Raw genomic sequence first — 14,974 nt, 5'->3', positions numbered from 1 at the left:
TCCTTGATCAAAAAACGTTGCATGCGTGCGCCAGCAACTCGCCTCAAACGCGGCCGACGTCGAACTGAGGCTTAGCGCCCTTACCATAGGCCTTCAACGCACCTTTGTCGCCGGCCGCGTTCGGGCGATTGAAAATCCAGTTCTGCCATGCACTGAGACGTCCGAAGATCCGCGACTCCATCGTTTCGGGCCCGTTAAAGCGCAGGTTGGCCTCCAGGCCGGTCAACGCATCCGGCGACATCGCGGCGCGTTCCTCGAGCGCGATGCGGATCTCATCGGGCCAGTCCAGGTCGTCGGGCGCAGCGGTGACTAGACCCAGTCGTTCTGCCTCCAGCGGATCGACCGGCATACCGATCTTGTCGCGCAGCGCCTCGAACAACGCGTCGTCGCCGTAGAAGCGCCGCGCCAGCCGCGACTGCCGCGTGACCATGGGGTACAGGCCGAAATTGGCCTCAGACAGCATGATCGCCGGCTGCTGCGACGGGTTGTCCGGCAGCGCCTGCATGTATGAGCGGTCCGCCGCGAACGCGAGTTCGGCGAGTATGCCGACAAAGCATGACCCGGATTCAATCAGCGCGAACAACGATCGCGATGACACGTCGATGCGCGCCAGCGTGCGACGCAGCAAGCCCATCGTCTCGCGCACGAACCAATGATCGCGATGGCTCACGAGCGCGGCATCGACGTCGAGCACAGCCCGCGCATCGCCCGATGTCCTTAGGATCCACGTGCCAATCTCGCCTTCGTTCGTGCGCAGCGACAGGATCGCATCATCCAATTCGCGGCCGAACCGCAGCGGCCACCAGTTGGCCCCGGCCGCAACGATCGCATCAATGTCCGCGGGCTGCGGCCCACACGGCGCCTTCGCGGTCAACGTCGCGATGCGCGCGGCCCGGTCCAGCGTGACCTCGAGCGTCTGGTACGCGATGCCGTCGTCGCGGGTGCTGCGCTCGATCGGGGTCAATGCGACGCCCCGCGCGTCGCAGGGACGATCGCTTTGTGCCGCCAGTTCAAGCGCGCGCGCCTTGACTGCCTGCTCAAACTGGCTAGGCTTGACCACCTCGTCGACCAACCGCCATTGTTTCGCGCGCTCGCCTCGAATGCCCTCCACCACAGTGCAGAACAAATCGGCCCGGTCGTGTCTGACCTTGCGCTTGTCGGTCAGCCGCGTGAGGCCACCGGTGCCAGGCAGCACGCCAAGCAGCGGCACCTCCGGCAACGCGACAGACGATGCCCGGTCATCAACGAGCCAGATCTCGTCGCAAGCCATCGCTAGCTCGTAGCCACCACCGGCGCACGCACCATTCACGGCGGCCAAAAACTTCAGCCCCGAATGGCGCGATGCATCCTCGATGCCGTTGCGGGTTTCATTGGTGAACTTGCAGAAGTTGACCTTCCACGCATGCGATGACATGCCGAGCATGAAAATGTTCGCGCCGGAGCTAAACACCCGCTCTTTGCTGCTCGTGAGCACGACGGCGCGTATCTCGGGGTGCTCGAAGCGGATACGCTGCAATGCATCGTGCAGCTCGATGTCCACGCCCAGATCGTAGGAATTGAGTTTGAGCTTATAGCCGCTGCAAATGCCACCCTCCTCGTCCACATCGAGCGCCAGCGTCGCCACTGGACCGTCGAAGCACAGCTTCCAGTGCTTGTAGCGCGACGGATCGGTACGAAAGTCGACGGGAGCAGCAACGGGTTCCAGCGTGGCCATAGGCGTCTCCGAACAAGGCAGTACACGATTGTTTTTTTGAACTATAGTGCACATTAACACCAATTCAAAGACGGAAAACGAATTTTACTTCATAGACCAATTTTATTATTCAGATGCTCACGATTCATGATCCTCCGACAGCCGTACGGCCAGCCGATCGCGCAACTGCAAATAAGCATCGGCCAACGTCTTGTTGCTGGTATCGAAGTTCAGGTCGGCCCGGCCATACAGCTCACCGCGCCCCGCCAAAATCCGCTTTAAATCTTCCATGGCCTCGCTGCTGCCGGACATTGGGCGCAGATCACCTTGGGCGATGACGCGACGCATATGCTCGTCCGGACTAGCCTGCAGCCATATCGTGAAGCAATGCGCGAGCAGCACGTTGAACGTGGCCGGCTCTGACACAAGGCCGCCCGTTGTCGCGATCACCGCGCGCGGATGTTCGGCGATCACCGCCTCCAGTGCGCGATGCTCATAGCGCCGGTACGCGTTAGCGCCATATAGCGAGTGAATTTCGGACGGGGAGCCCCCGGCTAACTGCCCGATCACCCGGCTTAGCTCGATAAACGGCACCTTGCGCTCTTGCGCCAACATCCGGCCAAGCGTGGACTTGCCGGCGCCTCGCAAGCCGATCAGCGCGAGCCTATGGTTCCGGTCAGGGTCGCGCCGCACCTGCTCGAACAAGTCAGCGAGCGCCACGCGTGCGCGCTGCAGTGACGCCGGATCACGCCCGTGCAGCAACTGGCGAATCAATAGCCATTCGGCCGACGACGTGGTCTCGTCGCCGATCACTTCCGCGAGCGGGCAGTTCAAAGCCAGCGCGATCTGGCGCAACACCAGCACCGAAGCGTTACCGACGCCGGACTCTAAATTCGCTAGATGCCGCTCCGACAGGCCGGTTTCAGCCGCCAGACTCTTGCGCGTCATCCCGCGTCGCGCCCGCAGCAACCGCACGCGCTCGCCCATGGCAGTTAGGAACGGATCGCGCGAGTCACGTCCGGCACCCGAACCGTCGTTGGCCGGCAACTCGGGAGCGTGCTCCACGGACGCATCGGCAAGCCGCGATGTATCACTGCGTTTCATCTTCAGCCACGCTTGTCACTCTGTCACGATATATGCACTATATTGCTTGACAACAGCATGCTCAACGACTAATTTCATCCCCATCGTACTGAATGATAACCGTGGCCAGCCACCGGCATCGCATCACGGCAGCATACTGGCGCCGCTGACCGACGCCCGCAACGCTAACCCGGAGACTCGCATGTCGCCACAAGACTTTCACCGCATGATCGCGCGTGTAACGGAACCGTTGGCCGGACGTGAACTTGACGGCGCGCTGGCCAGCTGGCTCAATGCCCGCTGGTCGCCAGAAAGCACCGAATACCGCGAGTTGGCGCAAGCCTGTCGGGCCGGCGTTGCACAGGGTTGGATGTGCAACCGCGAACACGCAGGCATCCGTTATGGCCGGATTTTCAAACCCGACGCCAGCATTGGCGACTTCTCCGTCGATGTCGTCGATATGGCCGATGTGGCCGGCCCACATCACGTCCATCCGCACGGCGAGATCGACTTGATCATGCCGCTCACGCCGAACGCAACGTTTGACGGCCACGCTGCCGGCTGGTGCGTCTACGATCCCGGCAGCGGGCATCGACCAACGGTCTCGAATGGCCGCGCGCTGGTGATGTATCTGCTGCCCCACGGCGCAATCGAATTCTCCCCCGCCTGATTGGCACACCAGGCTGCACGGCATGCGCGGCGGTCCGCCGCTCGTGCGCCTGCCGTGCGCGCGCTTGCGCGTTGGCGTGTCATGGTCCCCTTTCGCGTCATTGTCGGAGGAAAAATGCAAGCCTTAAGAGAGTCCCACGCTGGCGCGACGATCTCGGCCAGCTCGCCGCCGGCCCAGTTCAACTTCGCCACGCATCTGTTCGAACTGAATCGCCAACGCGCGCAGCGACTGGCCTACATCGACGACGCCGGTACACTGACTTATGGGGCGCTGCAGGAGCATGCACGCCGCTTCGCAAGCGTCATGCGCGCGCGGGGAGTGCGGCCGGAAGAGCGGATTTTGCTGGTGATGCTGGACACCGTCGAGTTGCCGATCGCGCTCCTCGGCGCGCTTTATGCCGGTGTGGTACCGGTCATTGCCAACACGCTGCTCGGCCCAAGCGAATACGCGTACATGATCGCGCACAGCCGCGCGCGCATCGTGATTACTTCCGCGTCACTGCTGCCCGCCGTCCTGCCAGCACTGGACCAAGCACAGGCCGATTCATGCGAGCTAATTGTCAGCGGCGTCAACCACGGTGCGATGCCAGCGTCCCACCATGATGCTGCGCCCACGTTGCAACACTTGCTGGACACCGCGATGCCCATGGCCGAGCCGATCCGCAGTAGCCGCGACGACATCGCGTTCTGGCTCTATTCGTCTGGTTCGACCGGCAAGCCGAAGGGTACCGTGCATACCCACGCCAACCTGTACTGGACCGCGGAACTGTATGGCAAGTCAGTGCTAGCCATCAGCGAGCATGACATCGTATTCTCGGCGGCCAAGCTGTTCTTCGCCTACGGATTGGGCAACGCGCTGACATTTCCACTCTCGGTCGGCGCGACCACCGTGCTGATGGCCGAACGCCCCAATGCAAACGCGGTGTTCGCACGACTCGTGCGGCATCGCGCCACGATCTTCTATGGCGTGCCCACGCTGTACGCGAACATGCTTGCCTGCCCGCGCCCGCCCGCACGCGAGCAGGTTGCGCTGCGCATTTGCACGTCCGCCGGCGAAGCGCTGCCCAAGGCGGTTGGCGAGCGATTCAGCGCGCACTTCGGTTGCGAGATCCTCGATGGCATCGGCTCGACGGAAATGCTGCATATTTTCCTGTCGAATCGGCCGGGCGACGTCGAGTATGGCACCACCGGCACGCCGGTGCCCGGCTACGAGGTCGAACTACGCGACGAGACCGGCGCGCCCGTCGCGGACGGCGAGGTCGGCGACCTGTTTGTCAAGGGCCCCAGCGCGGCGCTGATGTACTGGTGCAACCGCGAGCAGTCCCGTACGACGTTCCTCGGCGATTGGTTGCGTAGCGGCGACAAATTCCGCCGCCAGTCCAATGGCCGCTATGTGTACGCGGGCCGCAGCGACGACATGCTCAAGGTCAGCGGCCAATACGTCTCGCCAGTCGAGGTCGAGATGTCACTGATGCATCATGACGCGGTGCTGGAGGCTGCCGTCGTCGGCGCCGAGTGCGACGGTTTGCTGAAGATGCGCGCGTTCATCGTGCTCAAGGCTCATGTGAGTGCCTCGAATGCGTTGGCCGACGAGATCCGGGCATTCGTCAAGCAACGGCTCGCGCCGCACAAGTCTCCGCGCGAAATCGTGTTCGTCGACGAGTTGCCGAAGACCGCAACAGGTAAAATCCAACGCTTCAAGTTGCGAGCACAAACCTAAGGTCTCCATGCATCATTGCGCAAGTTCCGCGAAGGCGCACACCGCCGAAGCCGGCACACCAGGCCAAGTCACCGCCGATGGCGGGCTAACGAAGCTGCCCGCCGGCGCGACGCACGGCGCGCTGCAGATCGAGTATCGTTGGCTGAACCGCACGCGCTACGACGCGCCGATCGCGGTATTCTTGCATGAGGGACTGGGCAGCGTGGCGATGTGGAGGGACTGGCCACAAACGCTGTGCGACGCGCTCGGCTGGCGCGCACTGGTCTATTCGCGGCCCGGCTACGGACGCTCCACGCCGCGCGAGCCGGGCGTTAAGTGGCCCGTGCAGTTCATGCACGAGCAAGCTTACGACGTGCTGCCGTCACTGCTCGATGCGCTAGGCATCGACGCGAGCGAGCAAGCGCGGATGTGGCTCATTGGGCACAGCGACGGCGGCTCAATCGCGTTGCTGTACGCCAGCGCGTTTCCTAACGCACTGGCCGGTGCGGTCGTCATCGCGCCGCACGTGATGGTCGAGCAGGTATCGGTGGACAGCATCGCGCAAATGAAGATTGACTACGAGCGCAAGAGACTGCGCGGCAAGCTTGCGCGCTACCACGACGATGTCGATTCCGCATTCTACGGCTGGAACGACATCTGGCTGGATCCGGCGTTCCGTGACTGGAACATCACCGGCGTACTACCGCGCATCCAATGCCACCTGCTGGCGATCCACGGCTACGACGACAAGTACGGCACGATGGCGCAGATCGATATGATCCAGCACAACGTCCGCCACGCGCAGCTGGCCAAGCTGCCCTCCTGCGGCCATTCGCCGCATCGAGACGCGCCGGCCGAACTCAATCGGGTGATCGCGGATTTTGTTTGCGCCGTCACAAGCTTGAGCGGACCACCACGGTCGCCTTGCTGCGCCACGCTCACAGCTCGAGCGGCAACGCACTCGTGCACTTGATCTCGTCCAAGCATACACTTGAGCGCACTTTGCTCACGCCCGGGATCTGCAGCGTATCGAGTAGAAACGCCGACAACGCTTTTAAGTCCCGCGCCACGACCTTCAACACGTAGTCGATGTCCCCTGTTACTGAAAAGCACTCTTGTATCTGCGCGAGTTCGGCAATCAGTTCGCGAAACCGCGCCATGTTGTGGATATGTCCGCGCTCCATCGTCACATGGATAAACGCGACGACGCCAATGCCCAGTTGCGGTGCATTGAGGCGGGCCTCATACCGTTTGATCAAACCGAGTTCCTCCAGGCGCCGATGGCGGCGCAGCGTCTGCGCCGGCGACAGCCGTATCGTCTCAGCCAGCTCCAAGTTTGAAGCGCGCGCCTGTTCCTGTAGTATGCCCAATAACCGGCGGTCTGTACGATCGAGCTTGAGTATCTGCACTTGGATTTCCCGTTCTTTGCAAAACACGAAACTTTATAGCATAAGCGAGGGTTTGCCCCGGCGGACTGCACAATACTATTTCCCGGCACACTCGATAAACTCAGCCTGTACTCAAGGGCCGCGCGGCCGGCCGACAACCCCCACCGACGCGGCACCGCGTCTCATTCCACAAAAATAGAGGGACACATGGCAGTAGCAGACAATACAGATACCGCGCTCAAGCGTGGATTGAAAAACAGGCATATCCAGTTAATCGCGCTAGGCGGCGCCATCGGCACCGGTTTGTTCCTGGGCATCGCGCAGACGATCCAAATGGCGGGACCGTCAGTATTGCTAGGCTACACATTGGCCGGCGGCATCGCTTTTTTGATCATGCGGCAGCTTGGCGAGATGGTGGTCGACGAGCCGGTCGCCGGCTCGTTCAGTTACTTCGCAGACAAGTACTGTGGCCGCTTCGCCGGCTTCCTGTCCGGTTGGAACTACTGGGTACTGTACATCCTCGTGGGCATGGCCGAGTTGTCGGCGGTCGGCATCTATATCCAATATTGGTGGCCCGGCGTGCCGACGTGGGCCTCGGCGCTGGCGTTCTTCGTGCTAATCAACGCGATCAACCTGGGCAGCGTGAAATCATACGGCGAGGTGGAATTCTGGTTCTCGATCGTCAAGGTGGCCGCGATCGCCGGCATGATCATATTCGGCGCCTACTTGCTGTTGTCCGGCTCGGCGGGCCCGCAAGCGAGCATTGCCAACCTGTGGCAGCACGGTGGTTTTTTCCCGAACGGCGCCAATGGTCTGGCGATGTCGATGGCAGTGATCATGTTCTCGTTTGGCGGCCTGGAGTTGGTCGGCATCACGGCTGCCGAGGCTGACGATCCACACAACAGTATCCCACGCGCCACCAACCAGGTCGTCTACCGGATCCTGATTTTCTATGTCGGCGCGCTCGCCGTGCTGCTGTCGCTCTATCCATGGCAGAATGTCGCCAGCGGCGGCAGCCCGTTCGTGATGATCTTCCACGCGATGAACAGCAACCTGGTGGCCACCGTGCTCAACGTCGTGGTACTGACCGCCGCGCTGTCGGTTTATAACAGCGGGGTCTACAGCAACAGTCGGATGCTGTACTCGCTCGCTCGGCAACACAACGCGCCGCGCGCGCTCGGCACGGTGAACCGGCGCGGCGTGCCGGTCGCCGCCCTCGCGGTATCGGCGGCGATCACCGGCGTGTGCGTGGTAATCAATTATGTGATGCCGGCCCGGGCGTTTGAACTGTTGATGGGACTCGTGGTATCGGCGCTGCTGATCAACTGGGCCATGATCAGCATCATCCACCTGCGTTTTCGGCAGCACAAGCGCAGGACTGGCCAGACGAGCCACTTCGCCAGCGTCGGCCATCCGTTCACGAACTATCTGTGCCTGACGTTCCTTGCCGCGATCCTAGTCGTGATGTACCGCACGCCACCGTTGCGCCTGTCAGTCTACCTGATTCCTGTCTGGCTGGCGGTGTTAGCGATAAGCTATCGCTTTCGCCGGCCCGGTGCGCCGTTGGCGATATCCGGGGACCTCTAAGCGATAACGTCTTACCTTTTCAGGATATTCCATGTTCGAGCACGTCGAAGCGTTTCCCGGTGATCCGATCCTGTCGCTCAACGAAGATTTCCAGGCCGACCCCCGGGCCGACAAGGTGAATCTGAGCATCGGCATCTATTTCGACGCGCACGGCAAGCTGCCAGTGATGGCTGCTGTGCGCGATGCGGAGCATGCGCTGGCCGGCGAGATCGGACCACGTCCCTACCTGCCAATGTCGGGACTACCTGCCTATCGCGACGCAGTACAGCAGCTGGTGTTCGGCAACGCATGCGGCGCGCGCGCCGGTCGGCGCATCGCGACGCTGCAGACGCTGGGCGGCTCGGGTGCGTTGAAAGTCGGTGCAGACTTCCTGCGACGCACCTTCCCCAACGCGCAGGTGTGGATCAGCGACCCCAGTTGGGAAAACCACCGTGTGGTGTTCGAACGCGCCGGCTTCACGGTGAACACCTACCCGTACTACGATGGCGCCACCGGCGGCTTGCGCTTTGACGCGATGCTCGATGCGTTGCGCGCGATTCCGAAGCGCCACATCGTGCTACTGCACGCGTGCTGCCATAACCCGACCGGCGTCGACCTGGACCGCGACCAATGGCGCGAGGTCATCTCGCTAATTGAGCAAAACGAGCTGTTGCCGTTCGTCGACATGGCGTACCAGGGTTTCGGCACAGATCTGGACGATGACGCCTTCGCGGTGCGAGAGCTAGCCGCGCGCGGCCTATCGTGCCTGGTCGCGAACTCGTTTTCGAAGAACTTCTCGCTGTATGGCGAACGCTGCGGCGGCCTGAGCGTCGTATGCCAATCCGCTGACGAGGCAACGCGCGTACTCGGGCAGCTAACCGGCGCGGTACGGGCTAACTACAGCAACCCACCGACCTACGGCGCTAAGGTGGTCCACAGGGTGCTCTGCACGCCGGCGTTACGCGCGTCGTGGCAGTCCGAGCTCGCGTCGATGTGCAAGCGCATTGCCGCGATGCGTCGTGCAATCCACCAGCGGTTGCAGGGCCGTGTCGCCGACGATACATTGTCGCGCTATATCCAACAGCGCGGCATGTTCACCTATACCGGGTTGAGCGCCGCGCAGGTAGACCGACTACGCACCGAGCACGGCGTATATCTGGTTCGCTCCGGGCGGATGTGCGTTGCGGGCCTGAACGAGCAGAACGTCGGCGCGGTCGCCGACGCCATCGCGAGCGTGCTGCGCGCGTGACGGCTGTTTTTTCCTGTCACCACAATTGACGTGCTTTAGCGCGCACCATCCCGACATCTCGATCGACTTGCTGCCGGTGCCGCATTTCGTGATCCTGTCCACGCGCAAGGCCGATCTGGCGATCATGCCCGTGCTAGCAGATGAAGTATTCGTCACGCGTCGCTTCTGGCTATGCTGCCGCGAGGATTTGCGCAAGCTGCGCCGCGTCACGTCTCTGTGGAACTACCTGCGCGCGGTCGGCCGACGCCAACCACGCGTTTCTGCTGGGCGACAACGCCCAGATGGTGTACGTGTCGGCGCAAAACGGCGAATAGTCTACACCGCCACCGGCCATGATCGTATAGGTGTTCTCGGCATGAGTCGGTGGCGCGACAGGCAACGTGGCCAGCGGTAACGCCAGGGAGAGCAGACGTTTAACTGGTTGTCCTGGGCTGTCTGCGCACTATCCATGGCACCGCTAGGCCGGATAGAATCGGCCGGTGCGACACAAAAAAGACCATGGAAGACATACCGCTTAAACATAAGGTCCTGCTAATTGAGGATGACGACCAGCTCGCGCAGTTGGTGCGCGAGATCCTCGACAGCGACAAATTCTTGGTCCATGGGGTCCGGCGCGGGAACGTCGCGCTGGATGCACTGCGCGGTATCGAATTCGGCACACTGGACCGTTCCGTCAATTCCAACATCTCACCACTCAGGCGACGCTTCGCAGACGCTACGTCAGCGCCGCGCAAGATCAAGACCATCTGGGACGCGGCTACCTATTCAGCCCGTTCGCGTGGGAGGAGTCAATGCTTCGTTCGCTGATCCATCTGTACTTGGCCGTCATCGTCGTCGCGGGCGCCGCCATCGCATTGGTCAACGTGTCGTTTGTTCGCATTTTTCATGAGCGCGCCAGCGAGCAGGCGCGCAATTCGCTGACCACCTACGCGTTCCTGCTGACCGACTATCTCGAGCGGCACGCCGGCGATCAGCGCACCGTGGCGCTACGCGAACTGAGCGAGCATGGCACCGAGGGCTTCAGCTTCATGACATGGCAGGACGTCGAGCGGTTGCTCGACGCGCGGCAGTTGAGCGGACTGCGTGCCGGCAAAATCGTGCTGAGCATGGATAACAAGCATTACTACATGCCATTGTCGGACGGCATGATCGTGCACGCCAATCCGGAGGAGCTGACCAATTTGGACATCCAGATCTACGCATACGGATTTATCGCGCTCGCCATGCTGCTGGCCGTTGGGGCATGGATTCGTTACCACTGGCGCGATCTGCGCAAACTCGAGGCCGCTGCCCGTGCATTCGGCGCAGGCAAGCTATCCACGCGGGCCCAGGTATCCAGCAAATCCAATATCTATGCGCTGTCACGGCAATTCAACGAGATGGCTGAGCAGATCGAGGCCTCGATCCTGCAGCAACGTGACATGATGTACGGTATTTCGCACGAGCTGAAGACGCCGCTGGCCAGGCTCGAGTTTGGGCTGGCACTACTTGCATCGCCGGACTCACCTGAGCGCCAGCGCGAGCGCCACGACGCACTGCACGCCGACGTGCGGGAACTCAATGATTTGGTTACCGAATTGCTAACGCTATGCCGTCTTGAGCAGCTGGCACCGCACAAGACGCCGATGTGCGTGGCGGTTGACGAGCTGCTCTACAGCGTCGCCGGCAGCGTCGCGCATGACGTCGGCGACCGAGGGCTGACGCTGTCGGTATCGACGCAGGGTGCGCCACAGCGACACGTATGCGATCCAAAGCTGGTTGCCCGCGCGTTATTGAACCTGGTCCGCAACGGCCTGCGCTATGCAAGCACCAACATCACGCTGAGCGCGACGACTGACGCGCATGGCGCGCTGCAGCTTGCTGTCGAGGACGACGGCCCGGGCATCCCCATTGAAGATCGGCAACGGGTATTCGAGCCGTTCTACCGGCCGCATTCCAGCCGCGACCGACAAACCGGCGGCTTCGGCTTGGGACTGGCGATCGTGCGACGCATCGCGCTGCTGCACGGCGGCCGCGTATGGCTCGAACAGGGTGCGCTCGGCGGCGCGCGCTTTGTCATGACGTTGCCTGCGCTACCGGGCGAGGAGCCCCAACAATCGCTGACGGAGCGAGCACCCGCCGCGGCGTGAAGCGGTCTTCGGGCCGCTTCGGCGAAAGCACCGCGAATGTGTCAAACTGTCAGCGGCATGGCGTTCACCAATGCATCCAGCAGTTTCCCGTCAAGTTTACTTGACGTGAACCTTGATCGTCTGGCTCATTTCGGGCCCATACGAGCGATGCGCGCCGTCGGCAAACTGCATCGTCAGCGTATGATTGCCGGGCGGCAGCATGACGTCCGTTTCCGTCTGGCCCTTGCCGTAGTGAATCGAATGATTATTGGCCGGCACTACTTCACCGTTGGGCAGCGCTTGAGCGTCGATCAGCAGGTGATGGTAGCCGGTTCCCGGGGTCATGTTGCCGGCCGGCGCGACCTTCATCCCTTCCACCGCGAACTTCAGATGGACGGGATTGCTAACCCGCGCGCCATCCTTCGGCTCGACAAAGCTCACGCCGTCGGCATGCGCGGCGACCAGCCCGCGGACAGCGCTGACGATAGCGTAGTACGGCACAGCAACTTCACCAAGACACGGATCATGACGGATTGCTCCTCATGACAAGAAAACAACGCGGAATGCGACCGCACCGATCGGCCACGGCCGGCTTCAGCCGCGCTGTGCAAAATATGCCATGCAAGCCTGCCGGGCCTCCCCGACGCATGCCGGTGAATCGTGACACCGATTGATATCGGTCAGAATTCGACCATCGCGAAGTCCGCCTTGCCAACGTCGCAAAGCGGGCACCGCCAATCGGCCGGCACGTCGTCCCAGCGGGTCCCTGGCGGGATTCCGTCGTCCGGCGCGCCGTACGCCTCGTCATAGACCCAGCCGCAGATCACGCAGACCCATTGCCGGAACGCGACCACGTCGGGCTCCGCCGAAGCCGGCTGGACCGCTGCGGCGGTATCGAGCCGTGCAGCGGGGCCCGCCTGACGTGGTGCGTCACGCGCCGGGTCGTGTCCGGCCGCCGGTGCATCCAGCGATACGATAAGCGGTTGAGCCTGCGGCGTTGCATTAGCAAACCTGGCGTGCAATTGCCGATACAGAGCCGCCGCCTCGTCCGGGTCCAGGTCGATCCAGTAAGGCTCCCCTGCATGGTCGTTGAGCCGGTTGGCGGTGAATTGAATCTCGACAACAGCGCCTTTCTTATACATATGGAAAATCGTGACAAGGAGGGAAACGCGACACCTTGGCCGCCAGCGCGAAGCCGATATTCTATCGGCAACGTCCAGTTAGATTGTGTCATTGGCGTTGTCAATCGGTTTCGTTATCCGCAACACCGCGCCGCTCAATAGAACGGCGGGGGACTTTTCCGCCATTGGCGGCTAGCGCATGCATCAGCTTGCCGTGCAGCCGCTCGATCGTCGCCGGGTCGTCAATCGGGCCGTTGCAGCCCAACTCGCCGGCAAGCCGGCTGCGCTGCTCAAGGCTGTCGTCGATATCCAGCGCGGCCAACAGATCGGTCAACGATCGCCGCCAATCCAGCACCCGCCCGCTCTCGCGCACCCGGGCGTCCAGCACGGCGCTGACATCGACGCCATAGTGGCTGCCGGGTCCGGCGCGGGTTCCGGCGAAACGATGCACGTATCTGGCCTCGCGCTACGCAGCAACTTGCTCACGATATCATCAAAGATCGTCATCGCCTCCGCAGACTTAAAACACGCGCCACATCGGCGAGCGCATCGAGCGGATCGATAGCGCCCATCTCGGTAGTTCCCGCCATGCCCACGATCGTCATCGGACCAATATTGCGGCGCTGCAGGTCGCGCACGGCCGCGCGCAATGCGTCAATGCGGATTCGGTCCGCTGCATCCACAGAAATCCGGAGCAGGTGATCACAACCGATCCCAAGCACATCCGCGACTTTGCGCAGCGAATAGTGCCCGCGCTCCGATACGAGGAATTCTCGCTTAAGGATATTGAGCATTTCTGCACTGTAAAGTTTATCGTACCGCATTCACCTGTCCTTGAGCTTGTTGATTCTCCAATTCATTTAGCTTGCGGGCTAGGATGGGACCAATGAAGGCAGTCGATTCCGGCTTGAGCATTGCTCCATGACTGCAGTGGACATTGCAAACTTCGATATTCCCGCGCACATAAGGGTTCCACGCATCAGGCGTGACTAGTGTTTCACATCCCGCCTCCGCTACCGTGGCTCGAAACAATAGCGCATTACCGCCGTACTGTGATGGAGAATAATCTCTTACGATACGCCCATTATTCTTTGCAATTTTCTCAGTGTTTTCCAATAAATGCTCGTCCATCGCCGAGACTAACTCATTGCCATAGTGGTGAGCGAACACATTTCTAATCATCACCTGGTCAATTTGATTTCCTTGCTCTTCAAAAGCTTTGCCCGCAAAAGGGGTACTATCTAGTAACGCCAGCAACGCCACTTTTTCGCCCTGGTGTTCGAGTCGGACAGCCATGCTATGCGCCACATTGCCGCCGAGGCTCCATCCTAAAAGGCAGTAAGGCCCTTTGGGCTGAACGCGGCGCATTTGCTCAAGATAGTCTGACACCATCTCGTCAAGGGTAGACGCAAGCGGGCTTGTTCCATCGAACCCGCGAGCCTGCAAGCCATAAAGGGGCTGATCCGGGGAAAGGTAATTGGACAGCCCCATATAGCTCCAGCTCAAACCTAATCCGGGGTGAATGCAGAAAAGAGCAGTACGGCTGCCTGTGGGTTTAAGCGGAAGCAGAACGGAAAACGAGTTTTCCTGAATCCCGTCACGCTTAGCTAAATGGCGTGCTAAGCTTGCGAGGGTGGGCGTCTCAAACAGCGTACGAATAGCAAGGTCAACCCCTAACGCTGTACGTACACAACTGATCAGGCGCATGGCCAGCAGCGAGTGGCCGCCGAGCGCAAAAAAGCTGTCGTGCCGCCCCACACGTTCGACACCCAATAGCTCCGCCCAAATCGTCGCCAGCGTCGTCTCGAGCTCGCCTTGCGGCGCTTCATACGCTTGATGCGCGAACGCGTCGTCATCCGGTGCGGGCAGCGCACGCCGATCCAGCTTGCCGTTCGGTGTCAAGGGCCACGCGTCCAGCCGCACAAACGCGCTAGGCACCATATACTCAGGCAGGCTCGCCGCCACCTGTGCACGCAGCGTGCTCGCCAGGTGCTCGTCCGCTTCGGCCTGCACATACGCGACCAGCCGTTTATCTTGGCCTTCACCCAGCGCCAGCACCACCGCGTCGCGCACTTGCGGGTGCGCCGTTAAGCACGCTTTGATCTCGCCCGGTTCAATGCGAAAGCCGCGAATCTTCACTTGGTCATCGTTGCGCCCCACAAACTCCAGATTGCCGTCCGGTAAATACCGCGCCACATCCCCGGTCTTATACAGCCGCTCATTAGCGTCATCGGAGAACGGATCCGGCACAAAACGCTCGTCGGTCAGCGCCGGGCGGTTCAGATAGCCGCGCGCCACCCCCACGCCACCAATATACAGTTCACCGACCGCACCCAGTGGTACCGGCTGGCCGTGCGCATCGAGCAAATAAACGCGCGTGTTCGCAATCGGCCGGCCA

General features: G+C 61.5%; 14 protein-coding genes and 2 pseudogenes. 8 read left to right on the top strand and 8 right to left on the bottom strand.

Translation table 11 applies throughout. The annotated features are described in order from the left end of the window. Nucleotides 1-43: 43 nt before the first annotated feature. On the bottom strand, nucleotides 44-1,714 hold the full coding sequence (gene boxC / locus B0O95_RS11800; protein ID WP_104078068.1) for a 2,3-epoxybenzoyl-CoA dihydrolase: 1,671 nt from the start codon (nucleotides 1,712-1,714) through the stop codon (nucleotides 44-46). Nucleotides 1,715-1,831: 117 nt separating this feature from the next. Further along, nucleotides 1,832-2,797 (bottom strand): helix-turn-helix transcriptional regulator, encoded by a 966-nt coding sequence (locus B0O95_RS11795; protein WP_104078067.1) that lies wholly within the window; start codon nucleotides 2,795-2,797, stop codon nucleotides 1,832-1,834. A gap of 181 nt (nucleotides 2,798-2,978) precedes the next feature. On the opposite strand from B0O95_RS11795, the gene B0O95_RS11790 reads away from it, so the two are divergent. From B0O95_RS11790 to B0O95_RS11780, 3 genes are all read left to right on the top strand, one after another. Next, a complete protein-coding gene (locus B0O95_RS11790) occupies nucleotides 2,979-3,446 on the top strand; it encodes a DUF4863 family protein (protein ID WP_104078066.1) in 468 nt (155 codons plus the stop codon). Between the two features lie 114 nt (nucleotides 3,447-3,560). Continuing rightward, nucleotides 3,561-5,165: a benzoate-CoA ligase family protein gene (locus B0O95_RS11785; RefSeq protein WP_104078065.1), complete on the top strand. Its 1,605-nt coding sequence runs from the start codon at nucleotides 3,561-3,563 to the stop codon at nucleotides 5,163-5,165. A 7-nt stretch (nucleotides 5,166-5,172) separates the two neighbouring features. Then, nucleotides 5,173-6,117, top strand: coding sequence for an alpha/beta fold hydrolase (locus B0O95_RS11780; protein ID WP_233203320.1), 945 nt, complete (start codon nucleotides 5,173-5,175; stop codon nucleotides 6,115-6,117). Here the strand turns inward: B0O95_RS11780 and B0O95_RS11775 are convergent. Then, nucleotides 6,083-6,553 carry an Lrp/AsnC family transcriptional regulator gene (locus B0O95_RS11775; RefSeq protein WP_104078140.1) on the bottom strand — a complete coding sequence of 157 codons (471 nt, stop codon included), beginning with the start codon at nucleotides 6,551-6,553 and terminating at the stop codon, nucleotides 6,083-6,085. The genes B0O95_RS11780 and B0O95_RS11775 overlap by 35 nt on opposite strands. Nucleotides 6,554-6,739: 186 nt before the next feature. Between B0O95_RS11775 and B0O95_RS11770 the strand changes: the two genes are divergently transcribed. The 5 genes and pseudogenes from B0O95_RS11770 (at nucleotide 6,740) to B0O95_RS11750 (ending at nucleotide 11,476) form a co-directional block, all read left to right on the top strand. After that, complete coding sequence (locus tag B0O95_RS11770) at nucleotides 6,740-8,119, top strand: amino acid permease (RefSeq protein WP_104078064.1); 1,380 nt, start codon at nucleotides 6,740-6,742, stop codon at nucleotides 8,117-8,119. Between the two features lie 31 nt (nucleotides 8,120-8,150). Then, nucleotides 8,151-9,347: an amino acid aminotransferase gene (locus tag B0O95_RS11765; protein WP_104078063.1), complete on the top strand. Its 1,197-nt coding sequence runs from the start codon at nucleotides 8,151-8,153 to the stop codon at nucleotides 9,345-9,347. A gap of 1 nt (nucleotide 9,348) precedes the next feature. Further along, a pseudogene (locus B0O95_RS11760) lies at nucleotides 9,349-9,661 on the top strand (hypothetical protein); the annotation flags it as partial. Between the two features lie 313 nt (nucleotides 9,662-9,974). Next, a pseudogene (locus B0O95_RS17225) lies at nucleotides 9,975-10,135 on the top strand (winged helix-turn-helix domain-containing protein); the annotation flags it as partial. Between the two features lie 3 nt (nucleotides 10,136-10,138). Beyond that, nucleotides 10,139-11,476: an ATP-binding protein gene (locus B0O95_RS11750; RefSeq protein WP_104078139.1), complete on the top strand. Its 1,338-nt coding sequence runs from the start codon at nucleotides 10,139-10,141 to the stop codon at nucleotides 11,474-11,476. Between the two features lie 96 nt (nucleotides 11,477-11,572). On the opposite strand, the gene B0O95_RS11745 is transcribed toward B0O95_RS11750, so the two are convergent. The 5 genes from B0O95_RS11745 to B0O95_RS11725 all read right to left on the bottom strand — a co-directional run. After that, nucleotides 11,573-11,956, bottom strand: a complete 384-nt coding sequence (locus B0O95_RS11745; RefSeq protein WP_104078061.1) for a DUF4399 domain-containing protein — start codon at nucleotides 11,954-11,956, stop codon at nucleotides 11,573-11,575. A gap of 179 nt (nucleotides 11,957-12,135) precedes the next feature. After that, nucleotides 12,136-12,597: a rubredoxin gene (locus B0O95_RS16585; protein ID WP_104078060.1), complete on the bottom strand. Its 462-nt coding sequence runs from the start codon at nucleotides 12,595-12,597 to the stop codon at nucleotides 12,136-12,138. 100 nt (nucleotides 12,598-12,697) lie between these two features. Continuing rightward, entirely contained in the window at nucleotides 12,698-13,027 is a 330-nt protein-coding gene (locus B0O95_RS11735; protein WP_323073526.1) for a DUF3597 domain-containing protein, read from the bottom strand. A 52-nt stretch (nucleotides 13,028-13,079) separates the two neighbouring features. Further along, the gene (locus B0O95_RS11730; RefSeq protein WP_146064063.1) at nucleotides 13,080-13,400 is read right to left on the bottom strand and encodes a pyridoxal-dependent decarboxylase; all 321 of its coding nucleotides are present in this window, start codon (nucleotides 13,398-13,400) and stop codon (nucleotides 13,080-13,082) included. Beyond that, nucleotides 13,387-14,974, bottom strand: a 1,588-nt coding sequence (locus B0O95_RS11725) for an alpha/beta fold hydrolase (protein ID WP_146064062.1), incomplete at its 5' end; no start/stop codon positions are given. The genes B0O95_RS11730 and B0O95_RS11725, both read right to left, overlap by 14 nt.

This window comes from Mycetohabitans endofungorum, from assembly GCF_002927045.1.
Taxonomy (GTDB): Bacteria; Pseudomonadota; Gammaproteobacteria; order Burkholderiales; family Burkholderiaceae; genus Mycetohabitans; species Mycetohabitans endofungorum.
This window is presented reverse-complemented; position numbering and strand designations above follow the sequence as displayed.